Consider the following 16,580-nt stretch of genomic DNA (forward strand, 5'->3'; position numbering starts at 1 on the left):
ACCGGCAGCGCCCCGCCCGACAGCCGGGACCCACCGAGCGGGGTCCCCGCCACGCCACGTACGAGGCGACAGCCTACGAGCAGCGGCGTTGCCCGTGTAATGCAGCAACCTTGCGCGTGCCCGCAAGATCATTGCGTTCCTCGCGACGGGCCGGAGGTTCGTTGCACATCGGCGTTCGTCCGTTGCACAGGACTTGCCCGGACCAGCTCTTTCACCAGGAACGTGAGCTCCTCGACACACTCACGCGTGACGCCGTCGTGGCCCTGGTAGGACCAGCGGCCGTGGTAGGGGACGAGGGGCACATAGCCGAGCCGGGCGTAGAGGGCGGCGGCGCGCGGGTTGTCGTCGGCGACGCCGAGGCCGATGGCCGTGCGGCCGCGCTCCCGGGCGCGTTCCTCGGCGGCCCGGACCAGGGCGCTGCCGATGCCGCGCGAGCGCAGCGTCGGGGGCCACACGGCCAGCGCGTTGATCTCCGGGCATCCGGGCCGTGCAGCCCGTACGGCCGCGTCGTCGCAGCCGCCCCAGCGCAGCTCCGTGTGCCCCACGGGCCGTCCGCCGAGCCAGGCGACGAGGTACGTGCTCGTGCCCTGCTCCTGACGCTCGAAGCGGCGCGCGTGGAACGAGGTGGCGCCCGGGGAGCCGATGTACTGGTCGAGCAGGGGCACGTCGGCGGCCCGGCAGACGGTGATCTCCATGCCGTACGACGGTAGGGCCCCCGCACGCACGAGGCCCCCGATTTTTCGCCGGGGGCCTGGGACGAGGGTGTGCGGGCCGTCAGCTCCAGCTGGCGTGCAGCGGCTTGCCCTCGGCGTAGCCGGCTGCGCTCTGGATGCCGACGATGGCCTTTTCGGCGAACTCCTCCAGGGAGGCGGCCCCGGCGTACGTGCAGGAGGAGCGGATGCCCGCGATGATCGAGTCGATCAGGTCCTCGACGCCGGGGCGGGCCGGGTCGAGGAACATCCGGGAGGTGGAGATGCCCTCCTCGAACAGCGCCTTGCGGGCCCGGTCGTACGCCGACTCCTCCGATGTGCGGTTGCGCACGGCACGGGCGGAGGCCATGCCGAAGGACTCCTTGTAGGCGCGTCCCTGGGCGTCGTGCTGGAGGTCGCCCGGGGACTCGTAGGTGCCCGCGAACCAGGAGCCGACCATCACGTTGGACGCACCGGCGGCGAGGGCCATGGCCACGTCGCGTGGGTGGCGGATCCCGCCGTCGGCCCACACGTGCTTGCCGTACTTCCTGGCCTCGGCGGCGCACTCCAGGACGGCGGAGAACTGCGGCCGGCCGACGCCGGTCATCATGCGCGTGGTGCACATGGCGCCGGGTCCGACACCGACCTTGACGATGTCCGCGCCCGCCTCGATCAGGTCGCGCACGCCCGCGGCGGCCACCACGTTGCCCGCGACGATCGGCACCTGGGGGTCGAGGTCGCGGACCAGCTTCAGGGCGCTGATCATCGACTCCTGGTGGCCGTGCGCGGTGTCGATGACGAGCGCGTCGACGCCCGCGTCCAGCAGTTGCTTGGCCTTGCCCGCGACGTCGCCGTTGATGCCGACGGCGGCGGCGATCCGCAGCCGCCCCCGCGCGTCCGTGGCCGGCGTGTAGAGCGTGGCGCGCAGGGCGCCCTTGCGGGTGAGGATGCCGGCGAGCGTGCCGTCCTTGTGGACCGCGGGGGCGTAGCGGCGGTTGGCGTGGTCGAGGGTGTCGAAGGCCTCGCCCGGGTCCATGTCCGCGTCGATGAGCAGCAGGTCCCGGGACATCACCTCGCCCAGCTGTGTGAAGCGGTCCACGCCGGACAGATCCGAGTCGGTGACCACACCGACCGGCCGGTGGTTGTCGTCGACGACGACTCCGGCGTTGTGTGCGCGCTTGGGCAGCAGCGCCAGCGCGTCCGCGACCGTCTGGTGGGGCACCAGCATGATCGGCGTGTCCAGGACCAGATGGCGGCTCTTCACCCAGGAGACGACGTCCGTGACCACGTCGATCGGGATGTCCTGGGGTATGACGACGAGGCCGCCGCGACGGGCCACGGTCTCGGCCATGCGGCGCCCGGCGATGGCGGTCATGTTGGCGACGACGAGCGGGATGGTGGTGCCCGTGCCGTCCGGAGAGCTGAGGTCGACCGCCTGCCGCGAGCCCACCGAGGAGCGGCTCGGCACCATGAAGACGTCGTCGTACGTCAGGTCGTACCCGGGCTGAATGTCATTGAGGAAACGCACGTGCCGCACATCCCAGTCGATCAGAGGTGACCCCCGGACCGGCCGGCCAGGGGGAAAAGAGCACGTACTTCATTCTCCCATGACGGGCCCGCGGACCACCCCCAGCAGATCATCCAGGCTGGTCAGGGCCTCGTTCGGAGGATGCTCCAAGCCCGAGGGTCACGAAGAGACCCGGGCCCCGGTCCGTCGCCTCGGCGAAGATCTCCTCCGCGACCTGCCACTCCTCGGGCCGCTTCTCGGCGTACGCCCGCCAGCCCCGGACGACGACCAGCAGCCCCCGCTCCTTCGACCCCTCGGGCCACAGGCCGGGGTCGGCCAGGCAGTCGGCGAGGGCGTCCCAGTTGCGGCCGAACCACTCGGGCAGGGCCAGGTCACGGGCGCAGCGGTCCATGAGGCCCGCCTTGTCCGTGACCCCGTCGAGGTCCAGCACGAGCACGATCCGGCCGGCCGGGTCGTCCGGCACTCCCTGCGACTGGCTGACCATGTATCAGACTCCGTCCGGGTCGGTCCTGTTGAGCGCGGGCTTGGGTGCCGGGCCCGCCGTCATCAGATAGTCAGCGGCCGAGGTGTCCGTCACCAGGCTGGTGACGAGCCCGGACCGCAGCACCGCGTCGATCGCGGGCCCCTTGCGCTGCCCGCCGGCGATCGCGACGACCTCGGGGATACGGCGGAGCTGGTCGGCCTTGACGGTGATGCACCGCTCGCCCAGGTCCCGGCCGACCCGGCGGCCCTCGGAGTCGAAGAGGTGCGCGGACATCTCGGCGGCGACGCCGAGGGAGGCGTAGTGCGCGCGCTCCTCGTCACTGAGCATGTCGTGCACCGTGGAGATGCCCGGCTCCCAGGAGCCGATGGAGACACAGGCGACGGTGACCTTGTCGAAGTGCTCGAAGGCCCGGGCGATCCCCGTCTGGTTGCGCAGTGCCGTGGCCGTGGCCGCGTCGGGCAGCAGCATCGGCGCGTAGATGGGGTGCGCGTCGCCGCCGGACACCTGGGCGGCACGGCGTACCGCCTCGACCGAGCCGCGCTCGGCGGTCCCGGCGTCGTACACGCCCGTCAGCTGCACCACCGTGCACGGCGGCAGCCGGTCGAGCGCCGCCGCCATGTGGATGGTGGAGCGGCCCCAGGCCAGGCCCAGCACATCACCTTCGTTGACCAGTTCGCCGAGCAGGTCGGCGGCCACCTCTCCCAGGTTCTCGGGGTCGGGCGACTCCTCGGCATCGGCCGGGGACTCGACCACGACGGCGTGCCTGAGGCCGTAGCGGGCGCGGAGCGCGTCCGAGCGCTCGGCGTCCAGCTCCGCAGGCACACGGATCTCGATACGCACGAGATCCCGTTCGAGGGCGGTCTCCAGGACCCGGGCCACCTTGAAGCGGCTGACGCCGAACTCCTCCGCGATCTGGATCTTGGACTTGCCCTCGAGGTAGAAGCGGCGGGCCATGGCCGCCGCCTGCACCAGCTCAGCGGGTCCCATCCGCATGGCTGACCGGCCCGCCGACATACCCGACACGGCGATCTCCTCACTGCTGTTCACACTCTGGATTCGCCGTTCATCCTTGCAGATCCGGCGCGGATGATCAGCCCTGATGAGAGCCGTTCACTTTGCTGTGGCTCAGTGGTCGCAGGCCCAGGAGGCCTTGGCGGTCGCCGCCTCCGCCTGCGTGCGTAGTGCACGTACCGCCTCTGCCGGGTCGTTTGCCCCGTAGACCGCCGATCCGGCCACGAAGACGTCGGCTCCGGCGTCCGCGCACCGCTCGATCGTGGAAGCGGACACTCCGCCGTCGACCTGGAGCCAGAGCTCCAGACCGTGCTTGCTGATCAGCTCGCGAGTGCGGCGAATCTTCGGAAGCATGATGTCAAGGAAGGCCTGTCCCCCGAAGCCCGGTTCGACCGTCATGATCAGCAGCATGTCGAGCTCGGGGAGCAGGTCCTCGTACGGCTCGATCGGGGTCGCGGGCTTCAGCGCCATGGAGGCGCGGGCGCCCTTGGCACGGATCTCCCGGGCGAGCCGGACCGGGGCGGCGGCCGCCTCGACATGGAAGGTGACGGAACCGGCCCCCGCCTCGACGTACTGGGGCGCCCACCGATCGGGGGCCTCGATCATCAGATGGCAGTCCAGCGGTGTGTCCGTCGCACGGGCTAGCGACTCTACGACCGGCACGCCGAGCGTGAGGTTGGGGACGAAATGGTTGTCCATGACGTCGACGTGGAGCCAGTCGGCTCCCTCCACGGCCTTCGCCTCGTCCGCGAGGCGGGCGAAATCGGCGGACAGGATGCTGGGGTTGATCTGCGCGGCCATGTCCTAAGACTGCCATGCCCTCCAGGGGGCGTGGGCATCGGTCCCGGGTCGCAGAGGGGGTTGCCGTGAAACAGGGCGTTGCCCATCTCGTCTGCGGGCGGCGGGCCAAGTGGCTGGTGCTGGGGTTGTGGGTGGTGGTGCTGTTCGCGACGGCGCCGCTCGCGATGAAGCTCACCGACGCGCAGGACAACGACGCGTCGTCCTGGCTGCCGGGGTCCGCGGAGTCGACGCAGGTGCTGGAGATCTCCGAGGACTTCCGGCCGGAGCAGATCCCCGCGGTGGTGATCTACGCCCGGGACGGTGGGCTGACGGCGCGGGACCGGGCGGAGATCGCCCGGGACGTGCGGCAGCTGAAGGAGCTGACCGACCACGGCATCCGAGGTGCGCAGACCCGGGGGCCGGTGTTCGACCGGCAGACGGATCCGCGGGCGGCTCAGGTGTTCGTGCCGATCACGATGAACGAGAAGGGCTGGGAGCGGATCGCGCCCGCCGTCGACTCCATCCGGGACGACGTCGGCAAGGGCGGCGGCGGCCTGGCCGTGCACATCACAGGCCCGGGCGGCACATCGGCGGACTTCGCGAAGGCCTTCGAGGGCATCGACTCGACGCTGCTGTTCGCCGCGATGACCGTCGTCATCGTCATGCTGCTCATCACCTACCGCAGCCTGACCCTGCTGCTGGTCCCCCTGGTCTCGGTGGTCTGTGCGCTGTTCACCGCCCAGGCGCTGATCTACCTGCTGGCCGAGCACGCGGGGCTGACGGTGAACGGCCAGAGCGCCGGCATCCTCACGGTGCTGGTCTTCGGCGCGGGGACGGACTACGCCCTGTTGCTGGTCGCCCGCTACCGGGAGGAGCTGCGCCGGCACGAGGACCGGCACGAGGCGATGGCCCTGGCGCTGCACCGCGCGGGCCCCGCCGTGCTGGCCTCCGGCGCGACGGTCGTGCTGAGCATGCTGGTGCTGCTGGCCGCCGAGATGAACTCGACCAGCGGCCTGGGCCCGGTCGCCGCGATCGGCGTCGCCGTCGCCCTGCTGGCGATGATGACCCTGTTCCCGGCGCTGCTGGTGATCGTCGGACGGTGGATCTTCTGGCCGGCGATCCCGCACTACGGCACACCCGACCCGACCGAGCACGGCATCTGGGCGCGCGCGGGCCGCCGTATCGCCCGCCGGCCGCGTACGACCTGGGCCGTCACGGCACTGGTCCTGGCGGTCTGTTCACTGGGCCTGATCCAGCTGCGCGCGGAGGGCATCGGCAACGCGGACGCGTTCACCGGGAAACCGGACTCGGTCACCGGCCAGGAGGTGTCGGCGCGCTACTTCCCGGCCGGCAGCGGAGATCCGCTGGTCATCGTGAGCAACCAGGCGCAGGCCGTGCGGGTGGGCCGCGCGGTCGCCGCGACACCGGGCGTCGTGCCGCAGTCCCTCGGGCTGCCGCCCGGCACGAAACCGGTCTTCGAGGGCAAGGTCCTCTTCGAGGCGACCATGACCGCCCCCGCGGACAGCGAGGCGGCCAAGCAGACGGTGGAGCGGGTCCGGGACGCCGTGCACGCGGTGCCGGACGCCGACGCCCAGGTGGGTGGCGGTACGGCGGCCCTGCTGGACATGGACGAGGCGACCACGCACGACAACGTGCTGATCATCCCACTGGTGCTGGCGGTCGTCCTGCTGATCCTGTGCGCCCTGCTGCGCGCCCTGATCGCCCCGCTGCTGCTGATCGGGACGGTGATCCTGTCGTTCACGGCGGCCCTCGGCATCAGCGCGCTGGCGTTCCGGTACGTCTTCGACTACGCCGGCGAGGCGACCGACTTCCCGCTGTTCGTCTTCGTGTTCCTGGTCGCCCTGGGCATCGACTACAACATCTTCCTGACCACCCGCATCCGCGAGGAGGCGGCCCGCCAGGGCACCAGACCGGGCGTGGTCACGGGTCTCGCCGCCACCGGCGCGGTCATCACCTCCGCCGGCCTGGTGCTGGCCGGCACCTTCGCCGCCCTCGGCACCCTCCCGATGGTCGCCTTCGCCGAGATCGGCTTCGCGGTCGCCCTCGGCGTCCTCATCGACACGTTCATCGTGCGCTCGGTCCTGGTGACGTCGCTGTTCCTGGACGTCGGCCCGAAGGTGTGGTGGCCGCACCGGCTGGCCGGGGAGGACGGCGGTGCTGCGGACCGGAAGAACGTCGGAGCGGGGGTCAGCCGGTCCGGCGGATGAGCGCCAGGTACATCGCGTCCGTCCCGTGCAGATGCGGCCAGAGCTGCACGTCGGGCCCTTCCCCGAGGTCCGGTACGCCGGGCAGCAGCGGCCGGGCGTCGAGAAGCTCGGTGTCCGGGTGCTGCTTGAGGACGTCGCCGACGACGGCCCTGGTCTCGGCGAGGTGCGGCGAGCAGGTCGCGTAGCCGACGACGCCGCCGACCCGCACCGACTCCAGAGCGGTGCGCAGCAGGCCGCGCTGCAACGGCGCGAACCCCTCCAGGTCCTCCGGCCGGCGCCGCCAGCGCGCCTCGGGACGGCGCCGCAGAGCCCCGAGCCCGGTGCACGGCACGTCGACCAGCACGCGGTCGAAACTGCCGGGCCGCCACGCCGGACGCGTCCCGTCCGCGGCGATCACCTGGTACGGCCCGGGGTTGCCCTCCAGCGCCCTGGCCACGAGCCCGGCACGATGGGTCTGCTTCTCCGAGGCGACGAGCAGCGCGCCCCGCTGGGCCGCGAGGGCACCGAGCAGCGCGGCCTTGCCGCCGGGCCCCGCACACCCGTCCAGCCACCGCCGGTCGGGCCCGTCCAGCGGCGCGGCCGCCAGGGCGAGCGCCACGAGCTGGCTGCCCTCGTCCTGCACGCCCGCGCGTCCGTCCCGCACGGCCGCGACGGCGCCCGGCTCACCGCCCTCGGTCAGCCGCACGGCATACGGCGACCAGTGGCCCGGCACGGCGGCGTCCTCTTCGAGCAGTTCCTCGGCGGTGGCCCGCCCGGGCCGCGCGACCAGAGTCACCTCGGGCCGCTCGTTGTCGGCGCGCAGCAGGTCCTCGATGCCGGCGCGACCGCCGCCGAGGGAGTCCCACAGCGCCGAGACGACCCACCGCGGATGCGAGTGGACGACGGCGAGATGGTCCTCGGGGTCGTCGTCGTAGGGCGGCGCGACCCGCTCCAGCCAGCCCTCCAGATCGTGCTGGGCGACCTTCCGCAGCACCGCGTTGACGAACTTGGCGCGCCCGTCGCCGAGCACGACCCGGGCGAGTTCGACGGTGGCGGACACGGCCGCGTGCGTCGGGATCCGCGTCCCGAGCAGCTGGTGCGCGCCGAGGCTGAGCACGTCCAGCACCGGCGGGTCGACCTCCCGCAGCGGCCGGTCCACGCAGGCCGACAGGACCGCGTCGTACGTCCCCTGCCGCCGCAGCGTGCCGTACACCAGCTCGGTGGCGAGCGCCGCGTCACGGGCGTCGAACGTCTCGGGTCCCTCCTTCTCCCGCGCCTTGCGCAGCAGGGGCGGGAGAACGAGGTTGGCGTAGGCGTCCCGCTCGTCCACGGCCCTCAGCGCCTCGAAGGCGAGGATGCGGACGGGGTCCTTCCTGGGCCGCCGGTAGGGCTTGGCGGACGTACGGGGCCGACGGGGCTGGTCGCTCACGAAAAAGGTGCTCCGGGTGTGAGAAGAAGTGCGCCGTCCAGCCTACGCCGCCCCGGACGTGCCGCCGTGTCAGCCCCCGAGCCGCTCGCCCTCGGCGATCCGCACCCCGCGTGCCCAGTCCGCCGCGCGCATCGGCTTCTTGCCCTGGGCCTGCACCCACACCAGCTCGACGGCGTACGAGCCGGTGCCGACGTACACGTTGTTCTTCCCGGCGGAGATCTGCCCCGGGGCGAGGTCCGTCCGGTCCGGCACGGGGGCGACCTGGATGAGCTTGAGCCGCTCACCGCGGAACGTGGTCCAGGCGCCGGGCGCGGGAGTGCAGCCCCGCACCATCCGGTCGACGCGCAGCGCGGGCGCGCTCCAGTCGATGTGGGCGTCCTCGACGTTGACCTTCGGGGCCAGGCTGATCCCCTCGGCCGGCTGCGGTACGGCCTTCACCGTGCCGTCCTCGATCCCGTCCATGGTCGCCGCGAGCAGCCCGGCACCGGCGAAGGCCAGCCGCGTCAGCAGATCCCCGCTCGTGTCGGTGGGCCGGATCTCCTCGGTGACCGTCCCGTACACCGGCCCGGAGTCGAGCCCCTCCTCGATCAGGAAGGTGGAAGCCCCGGTGATCTCGTCCCCGGCCATGATGGCGTGCTGCACGGGCGCGGCACCGCGCCAGGCCGGCAGCAGGGAGAAGTGCAGATTGACCCAGCCGTGCGCGGGGACGTCGAGGGCGACCCGGGGCAGCAGCGCGCCGTAGGCGACGACGGGACAGCAGTCCGGGCCGATCTCCCGCAGCCGCTCCAGGAACTCGGGGTCCTTCGGCTTCGCGGGCTTCAGCACCTCGATCCCGGCCTCCTCGGCCCGCTCGGCGACGGGCGACGCGACGAGCCTGCGCCCCCGCCCGGCCGGCGCGTCGGGCCGCGTGACGACAGCGGCCACCTCGTGCCGCTCGGAGGCGAGGAGAGCGTCCAGAGCGGGGACGGCGACCTCGGGTGTACCGGCGAAGACGAGCTTCATGGGGTGGTGGGGGCCTCTCGGGTGGGGACGACGACGGGCGACGCCCAAGTCTATGAGCCGGACGCGGAAAGCCGCCGACGGCGCCCGGCCACCCACGGGAGAGCCGGGCCACGGCGGAGAGTTACCGGTGGTGCGCGGGTGGGAGACAGAGGCCGAACGCCGAGGCGCACACCCCGCGCAAACGGGCGCACGAATATGCCCCCACGCCCCCACACCGTGACCCGCGGAGCGAATCCGCGTTGGTCAAGACAGAGTTGACCACACCGGGCCGCGATCGCGGCCTCTTCCTTTCAACGCCGGTTCGAGAGGCTTGTTCATGGCCGACCACGCAACCCACGACGCCCAGGCTCGGGCCAGCCTGCACTTGCTGGTGCGGGACATCGAGCGGGTCCGCCGGCAGGTGGACGCACTGCGCACACTCACCGCCCAGCTGGGCAATGTCTACCGCCCGCGCCGCTCCGGCCCCTCCACGGGCTTCGTCGTCTACGGACGAGCCCCCGCACCGACGGTACGTCTCGCCCAGGAGCTGCGGGACAGTGTCGAGACCCTGGTGACGGCGGCCGTGGACTTCGACCGCTCACTCGGCTTCTCGTGGGACGCGGTGGGCTCCGCGCTCGGAGTCACCAAACAGGCGGTCCACCGCCGGTACGGCGCACGCCGGGCCGCGGCCCAGCCGGCCGCGGCCGAGGCGGAGCGCACACCGGAGCCGTCGGGCTCCCGCACGGTCAGTGTGAACACCGGCCTCCCCACGGTCCCGACGGTCCCCGCGGCCCGCTCCATGCCCACCCAGCCGACGGCGGGCAGCCCGGCCCTGCGCGACGAGGCGAGGCCGACGGCCTTCCCCGGCCCGCGCAACGGCTGAGTCGCACCCCGCCCCGCCAGGCCGCTGCCCTCCCGATACGTCCGGGAGAGCGGCGGCCTTGTACACGGAACGCACAGCGGCAGGGGCTCGGGCAAGGACCGCAGCCACCGCCCCGCCCCACCGGCTCACCCGATATCAGCCGGATCGATCCGCACCCACACAGGCTCCGCACTCCCCCGGGCCATCCGCGCGGCCTGCGCCGCCTTCAGCGCGGCGGCCAGCGCGGCGCCCTTCCCCGGCGGCACCCTGACCAACGCCCGCTCCCACTGCTCCCCGGGCGGCGGCGCCCCCGCCCGCCGCGGTCGCCCCGCCGCGGGGACGGGCAACGGCACCGGCCCCAGCACCTCGGCCTGCGGCGGCAGTTCGGCGGCACGGAGGAACCCGGCCACCTCCTGGGCCGGCCCCGACACGGCCGCCATCCGCGACACCGGCGGAAACCCCAGCTCGGCCCGCTCGGCGAGTTCCCGCACCGCATGGCCGACGGGGTCCCACCGTACGAGCGCCTGGACGGGCCGCAGCGTCGGCTCGGCCACGACCACCACCGTGCCGCCGGCCGGCTGTGGCCGGACGAGCGAGCCGGCCGCGATCCACCGCCGCAACGCGTCCTCCCCGGCCCGCAGGTCGGGCCGCCCGAGCATGGCCCACCCGTCCAGCAGCAGCGCGGCCGCGTACCCGCCCTCGGCGACGGGCTCGGCCCCCGGCGTACTCACGACCAGCGCGGGCGCCCCCGGCACCGTGTCGAGCACGTGTTCACGACCCGAGGTCCGCACCGGAACGGCGGGGAAGGCCCGGCCGAGTTCCTCGGCGGTCCGCCGGGCGCCCACCACCGACGCGCGCAGCCGGAAGGCGCCGCACTCCGGGCAGTGCCAGCCGCTCTCCTCACGGCCGCACCACCCGCAGCACAACGCACCGCCGTCCCGCGTCTCCAGCGGGCCGGAGCAGTGCCGGCAGCGCGCGGGCGCCCGGCAGCCGGCGCACGCCATGCGTGGCACGTATCCCCGCCGGGGCACCTGCACGAGCACCGGGCCGTGCCGCAGGCCCTCCCTGACGACCTGCCAGGCGAGGGTCGGCAGCCGGGCGGCCCGGGCGGCCTCGTCCCGTGCGAGGTCCCCGTCCCCGACGGTGCGGACGAGCGGGGCGGTGGCGCGCACCTGGTCACGCCCGGCGACCAGCGGGCGCGCCCATCCGCTCTCGACGAGCTGCGCGGCCTCCACCGTGCAGCCCCAGCTGCCCAGCAGGAAGCCGCACTTGTCCTGGGCGGCCCGCAGCAGCAGCACCTCACGCGCGTGGGGCTGCGGGGCGTGCTGCTCGCTGTGGCTGTCGTCCCCGTCGTCCCAGATGGCGACCAGCCCGAGGTCCTGGACGGGTGCGAACATCGCGGCACGGGTCCCGATCACGGCCCGGACGGAGCCCCGCCGGACCGCGAGCCACTGCGCGTACCGCTTCTCGGGCCCCGCGTCGGCGGTGAGCACCGCGTGCCGCCCCTCCCCCAGCAGGGCGGTCAGGGCGGCGTCGACCCGCGCGACCGCCCGCCCGTCGGGCAGGACCACGAGCGCCCCGCGGCCGGAGGCCAGCGTCGCCCCCACGGCCCGGGCCAGCTCCTGGCTCCACTCCGGGCCGGGCAGCGTGTTCCACACGGCCCGTGGCGCACCGCCCGAGGCCAGCGACTCCAGGAAGGCCGGCCCCTGCTCGTACCGCTGCCAGGAACCCGGCTCGGGCGCCGGGGGCGGCGGCAGCGGTGCGGGCGAGGGGCGCTGCTCGGCCCGGGCGTTGCGCGGCGGCACCGCGAGTTGCAGGACGTCGGCGAGGCTGCCCGCGTACCGGTCGGCGACCGCCCGGGCCAGCCCCAGCAGTTCCTCGCTCAGGACCCGCTCGGGCGACACGACCTGGGCGAGGGCGGCCAGCGGCCCGGAGTAGTCGGACTCGGCCAGCCGCTCGACGAGGAATCCGTCGATCAGTCCGCCGCCCTCGCGCCGCCCGTCCCGCACCCGGTGCCGCCCGGCCCCGAACCGCACCCGCACCCGCACGCCCGGCTGGGCCTGCTCGTCCAGCTCCTCGGGCACCGCGTAGTCGAAGTACCGGTCGAGATGGAGCACGCCCTTGTCGACGAGCACCCGCGCGACGGGCCGGTCCTTGGCGAGCGCGGCCCCCCGCCAGGTCCGCGGCTTGGCGCGGGGTGTCTTGGCCTTGCGCACACTCTCCCGGATGAGCGCGAGCTGCTCGGGCGGCGCACCCTCCGCGCCACCGTCCGCCTGTTCGTTCTCGCTGCTCACGCTTGCATTCTTACCAAACGCCACTGACATCCGGCGGGTCCCGAGTACCCCGCCGCCCGCGCTCCGGACGCACACCGCACGCACGACGAGGCCCGGCGCCCCGAAGGGTGCCGGGCCTCGCGAGGTGCCGCGACGGCGGCGGGCCCGCGCGGGCCCGCCGTCGTGCCGGGACTTACAGACCCACGGCCTTGCGCAGCGCGTCCACGCGGTCCGTCCGCTCCCAGGTGAACTCGGGAAGCTCGCGGCCGAAGTGGCCGTAGGCCGCCGTCTGGGAGTAGATCGGGCGGAGCAGGTCGAGGTCGCGGATGATGGCGGCCGGGCGAAGGTCGAAGACGTCGTCGATCGCCTTCTCGATCTTCTCCGTGTCGACCTTGGCGGTGCCGAAGGTCTCGACGAACAGTCCGACCGGCTCGGCCTTGCCGATGGCGTACGCCACCTGGACCTCGCAGCGGGTCGCGAGACCCGCTGCGACCACGTTCTTGGCGACCCAGCGCATCGCGTACGCCGCGGAGCGGTCGACCTTGGACGGGTCCTTGCCGGAGAAGGCGCCGCCGCCGTGGCGGGCCATGCCTCCGTAGGTGTCGATGATGATCTTGCGGCCGGTCAGGCCGGCGTCACCCATGGGTCCGCCGATCTCGAAGCGGCCGGTGGGGTTGACCAGGAGGCGGTAGTCCTCCGTGTCGATCTTGATGCCCTCGTCGAGCAGCGCCTTGAGCTCCGGGTCGACGACGAACTCCTTGATGTCCGGAGCCAGGAGCGAGTCCAGGTCGATGTCGGAGGCGTGCTGCGAGGAGACCACGACGGTGTCCAGACGGACCGCCTTGTCGCCGTCGTACTCGATGGTGACCTGCGTCTTGCCGTCCGGGCGCAGGTAGGGGATCGTGCCGTTCTTGCGGACGTCGGACAGGCGCTTCGACAGGCGGTGGGCCAGGAAGATCGGCAGCGGCATCAGCGTCGGCGTCTCGTCCGTCGCGTAGCCGAACATCAGGCCCTGGTCGCCCGCGCCCTGCTTGTCGAGCTCGTCCTCGTCGCCCTCGACACGGGACTCGTACGCCGTGTCCACGCCCTGGGCGATGTCCGGGGACTGCGCGCCGATCGACACCGAGACACCGCAGGAGGCGCCGTCGAAGCCCTTCTTGGAGGAGTCGTAGCCGATTTCGAGGATCTTGCTCCGGACCAGCGTCGCGATGTCCGCGTACGTCTTGGTGGTGACCTCACCGGCCACATGCACCAGGCCGGTCGTGATCAAGGTCTCGACGGCGACCCGGGAGGTCGGGTCCTCGCGGAGCAGCGCGTCGAGAATGGTGTCGCTGATCTGGTCAGCGATCTTGTCGGGGTGACCCTCGGTCACGGACTCCGAGGTGAACAGACGACGGGACACAACGCTCCCTGGGGTTGCAGCGGCTGCTGGCTGATCATTGGCGGACGGCGGGGGCTGCACCCGGCGCCGTCCGTGGAACAGTTTATCGGTCACGCTTCGGCCACGGCCCTCCTGTCTCGCCACTCGGAAGTGCTGTGACCTGCGGCACAGGCATTCTGCCCAATGCCGAGCCGCGTTGGCCAGAGGCGCCACGCCCCGATCGGCCGGGTTTCACGGTGTCGCAGGGTGACTGAAACATCAGCGGAGGCGCTCGACCACCAGGTCCCATACGGTTTCGGCCAGGGCTTCCTTGGGGCCGTGGGGCACCGCGGTCTCACTGCCGTCGGTGCCGAGGACGACGGCCTCGTTCTCCTCGGAACCGAAGGTTCTGCTCTCCCCGACCTCGTTCACCACCAGCAGATCACAGCCCTTGCGCTTCAGTTTCGCGCGGCCGTTGGCGAGCACGTCGTCGGTCTCCGCCGCGAAGCCGACGATCACCTGTCCGGGGCGGGCGCGCGCGGCGGAGATCTCCGCGAGGATGTCCGGATTCCGTACCAGGGTGATCGGCTCCGGCTCCCGGTCGTCCTTCTTCTTGATCTTCCCGGCCGCGTAGGCCGCCGGGCGGAAGTCCGCCACCGCCGCCGCCATGACCACCGCGTCGGCGTCGGCGGAGGCCCGCAGCACCGCCTCGCGCAGCTGCACGGCGGTGCCCACGGGCACGACGTCCACGCCGGCCGGGTCGGGCAGGGCGCTGTTGGCCGCGATCAGCGTGACGCGGGCGCCACGGGCCGCCGCGGTGCGGGCGAGGGCGTAGCCCTGCTTGCCGGAGGAGCGGTTGCCGAGGAACCGGACGGGGTCCAGGGGCTCGCGGGTGCCGCCGGCACTGACCACGACATGCCGGCCCTTCAGGTCGGGCTCGGTCACTCCGCGGGCCAGCACCCGGCGGCAGACCTCGAAGATCTCGCCGGGGTCGGGCAGCCGGCCCTTGCCGGTGTCGACGCCGGTGAGGCGGCCCACGGCCGGTTCGATGACGAGTGCGCCGCGGCGGCGCAGCGTCGCCACGTTCTCCCGGGTGGCCGGGTGCTCCCACATCTCCATGTGCATGGCGGGGGCGAAGACGACCGGGCAGCGGGCGGTGAGCAGGGTGTTGGTGAGCAGGTCGTCGGCGAGGCCGTGGGCCGCCCTGGCGAGCAGGTCGGCGGTGGCGGGGGCGACGACGACCAGGTCGGCGTGCTGCCCGATGCGGACGTGCGGGACCTCGTGCACCTCGTCCCACACCTCGGTGGAGACCGGGTTTCCGGAGAGGGCGGACCACGTGGCGGCGCCGACGAAGTGCAACGCGGAGGCGGTGGGCACCACGCGCACGTCATGGCCCGACTCCGTCAGCCGCCGCAGCAGCTCACAGGCCTTGTACGCGGCGATGCCGCCGCTGACCCCCAGCACGACCTTCGGCTTGTCCACGTCTCTCCCCGTCTCTCCCCGGACCTCGGCGACCGGCCCACCGTACGACTCCATGACACACCACAGGCCCGGCAGTCGGCCTGCCGGGCCTGTGGAAAAGTCAGCGTCACGCTGTAAACAGCACTTACTGCGCCGGGCCCTCGACGGCCTCGGACGTCAGCAGCCCCGCGTTGATCTCGCGAAGGGCGATCGAGAGCGGCTTCTCGTGGACGTGGGTGTCGACGAGAGGACCGACGTACTCGAGGAGACCCTCGCCGAGCTGCGAGTAGTACGCGTTGATCTGGCGGGCCCGCTTGGCCGCGTAGATCACGAGGCTGTACTTCGAGTCGGTGGCCTCGAGGAGCTCGTCGATCGGCGGGTTGATGATGCCCTCGGGCGCGGAGATGGAAGAGGACACGCTCTACCTTCCGATGGATGGGAAAGATTCTGTCGGGATGATCAGCGAGACCCGGAAACGATCAGCGATGGTCACACCACGTCCATCAAGGCTAGCAGCTCGCGAGCCACGTCCTCGACGGAGGTGTTGACCAGGGTCGTATCGAACTCGGGCTCGGCGGCCAGTTCGATCTTCGCCGCGGCGAGCCGGCGCTCGATGACCTCGGGCGGTTCGGTGCCCCGCCCGGTGAGTCTGCGCACCAGCTCCTCCCAGGAGGGGGGAGCCAGGAACACCAGCTGGGCCTCGGGCATCGACTCCCGGACCAGCCGGGCGCCCTGGAGGTCGATCTCGAGGAGTACGGGCTCGCCCTTCTCCAGGCGCTCCTGTACGGCCGCACGCGGTGTGCCGTAGCGGTTGCCCGCGAACTCGGCCCACTCCAGCAGTTCGCCGTTGGCGATCAGCTTGTCCATCTCGTCGTCGGTGACGAAGAAGTAGTGGACTCCGGGCTTCTCGCCGGGGCGGGGCTTGCGGGTCGTCGCCGACACCGAGAGCCAGACCTCGGGATGTTCCTTGCGCATATGGGCGACGACCGTGCTCTTGCCGACCCCGGAGGGGCCGGAGAGCACGGTCAGCCGCGGACGTACGTCCGGGGGCACGGGGGTGGTCCCCCGGGGTGTTGCAGCCATGCAGCGATTATCCAGCAAACCCGGAGTGCCCGGGACTCGCTCCCCCGGACTTCCCGGTTCAGGAACCGGTGCTGCCGAACTCACGCTCGAGGGAGGCGATCTGGTTGGAACCGAGACCCCGCACGCGGCGGCTCTCGGAGATACCGAGTCGCTCCATGATCTGCTTGGCGCGGACCTTGCCCACGCCCGGCAGGGACTCGAGGAGGGCGGAGACCTTCATCTTGCCGATGACGTCGTTCTCCTGGCCCTGCTTGATGACCTCGTGAAGAGAGGCGCCGGAGTGCTTGAGTCGATTCTTGACCTCGGCCCGCTCCCGGCGAGCCGCGGCGGCCTTTTCGAGCGCGGCTGCGCGCTGTTCAGGGGTAAGGGGCGGAAGAGCCACGCCTACGTCACCTCGGATGTCGAACTGTCGGATACGGACCGGTGAGGAAC

15 protein-coding genes are annotated in these 16,580 nt (G+C 72.4%); 2 read left to right on the top strand and 13 right to left on the bottom strand.

The features are described from left to right. Positions 1–128: 128 nt before the first annotated feature. From ACFZDA_RS36545 to rpe, 5 genes are all read right to left on the bottom strand, one after another. Positions 129–695 (bottom strand): GNAT family N-acetyltransferase, encoded by a 567-nt coding sequence (locus ACFZDA_RS36545; protein WP_391089972.1) that lies wholly within the window; start codon positions 693–695, stop codon positions 129–131. A 79-nt stretch (positions 696–774) separates the two neighbouring features. Then, positions 775–2,217 carry a GuaB1 family IMP dehydrogenase-related protein gene (locus ACFZDA_RS36550; protein ID WP_391089974.1) on the bottom strand — a complete coding sequence of 481 codons (1,443 nt, stop codon included), beginning with the start codon at positions 2,215–2,217 and terminating at the stop codon, positions 775–777. A gap of 109 nt (positions 2,218–2,326) precedes the next feature. Next, a complete protein-coding gene (locus ACFZDA_RS36555) occupies positions 2,327–2,680 on the bottom strand; it encodes a barstar family protein (protein WP_391090065.1) in 354 nt (117 codons plus the stop codon). A 24-nt stretch (positions 2,681–2,704) separates the two neighbouring features. After that, positions 2,705–3,748 carry a sugar-binding domain-containing protein gene (locus ACFZDA_RS36560; RefSeq protein ID WP_391089976.1) on the bottom strand — a complete coding sequence of 348 codons (1,044 nt, stop codon included), beginning with the start codon at positions 3,746–3,748 and terminating at the stop codon, positions 2,705–2,707. 78 nt (positions 3,749–3,826) lie between these two features. Further along, on the bottom strand, positions 3,827–4,513 hold the full coding sequence (rpe, locus tag ACFZDA_RS36565; RefSeq protein ID WP_031138926.1) for a ribulose-phosphate 3-epimerase: 687 nt from the start codon (positions 4,511–4,513) through the stop codon (positions 3,827–3,829). A gap of 14 nt (positions 4,514–4,527) precedes the next feature. Here rpe and ACFZDA_RS36570 point away from each other — a divergent pair, with 14 nt between their 5' ends. After that, positions 4,528–6,720 carry an MMPL family transporter gene (locus tag ACFZDA_RS36570; RefSeq protein WP_391089979.1) on the top strand — a complete coding sequence of 731 codons (2,193 nt, stop codon included), beginning with the start codon at positions 4,528–4,530 and terminating at the stop codon, positions 6,718–6,720. Here the strand turns inward: ACFZDA_RS36570 and ACFZDA_RS36575 are convergent. Together ACFZDA_RS36575 and fmt are read right to left on the bottom strand one after the other, a co-directional pair. Then, positions 6,701–8,128 (bottom strand): transcription antitermination factor NusB, encoded by a 1,428-nt coding sequence (locus ACFZDA_RS36575; protein ID WP_391089981.1) that lies wholly within the window; start codon positions 8,126–8,128, stop codon positions 6,701–6,703. The genes ACFZDA_RS36570 and ACFZDA_RS36575 overlap by 20 nt on opposite strands. Before the next feature lie 69 nt (positions 8,129–8,197). After that, the gene (gene fmt, locus ACFZDA_RS36580; RefSeq protein WP_391089984.1) at positions 8,198–9,130 is read right to left on the bottom strand and encodes a methionyl-tRNA formyltransferase; all 933 of its coding nucleotides are present in this window, start codon (positions 9,128–9,130) and stop codon (positions 8,198–8,200) included. Between the two features lie 316 nt (positions 9,131–9,446). Between fmt and ACFZDA_RS36585 the strand changes: the two genes are divergently transcribed. After that, the gene (locus ACFZDA_RS36585; RefSeq protein ID WP_391089986.1) at positions 9,447–9,992 is read left to right on the top strand and encodes a hypothetical protein; all 546 of its coding nucleotides are present in this window, start codon (positions 9,447–9,449) and stop codon (positions 9,990–9,992) included. A 125-nt stretch (positions 9,993–10,117) separates the two neighbouring features. Here the strand turns inward: ACFZDA_RS36585 and ACFZDA_RS36590 are convergent, their stop codons facing one another. From ACFZDA_RS36590 to ACFZDA_RS36615, 6 genes are all read right to left on the bottom strand, one after another. Next, positions 10,118–12,265: a primosomal protein N' gene (locus ACFZDA_RS36590; RefSeq protein ID WP_391089988.1), complete on the bottom strand. Its 2,148-nt coding sequence runs from the start codon at positions 12,263–12,265 to the stop codon at positions 10,118–10,120. Between the two features lie 172 nt (positions 12,266–12,437). Further along, on the bottom strand, positions 12,438–13,646 hold the full coding sequence (gene metK, locus ACFZDA_RS36595) for a methionine adenosyltransferase (protein ID WP_391089990.1): 1,209 nt from the start codon (positions 13,644–13,646) through the stop codon (positions 12,438–12,440). A gap of 237 nt (positions 13,647–13,883) precedes the next feature. Further along, complete coding sequence (coaBC, locus tag ACFZDA_RS36600; protein WP_391090067.1) at positions 13,884–15,086, bottom strand: bifunctional phosphopantothenoylcysteine decarboxylase/phosphopantothenate--cysteine ligase CoaBC; 1,203 nt, start codon at positions 15,084–15,086, stop codon at positions 13,884–13,886. Between the two features lie 124 nt (positions 15,087–15,210). Then, positions 15,211–15,483, bottom strand: a complete 273-nt coding sequence (gene rpoZ / locus ACFZDA_RS36605) for a DNA-directed RNA polymerase subunit omega (RefSeq protein WP_003988945.1) — start codon at positions 15,481–15,483, stop codon at positions 15,211–15,213. Positions 15,484–15,554: 71 nt separating this feature from the next. Next, a complete protein-coding gene (gene gmk / locus ACFZDA_RS36610) occupies positions 15,555–16,148 on the bottom strand; it encodes a guanylate kinase (protein WP_391089992.1) in 594 nt (197 codons plus the stop codon). Positions 16,149–16,206: 58 nt separating this feature from the next. Beyond that, positions 16,207–16,530 carry an integration host factor gene (locus ACFZDA_RS36615; protein WP_003977346.1) on the bottom strand — a complete coding sequence of 108 codons (324 nt, stop codon included), beginning with the start codon at positions 16,528–16,530 and terminating at the stop codon, positions 16,207–16,209. Positions 16,531–16,580: the final 50 nt, after the last annotated feature.

It is taken from the genome of Streptomyces sp. NPDC007991 (assembly GCF_042958445.1).
Taxonomy (GTDB): domain Bacteria; phylum Actinomycetota; class Actinomycetes; order Streptomycetales; family Streptomycetaceae; genus Streptomyces.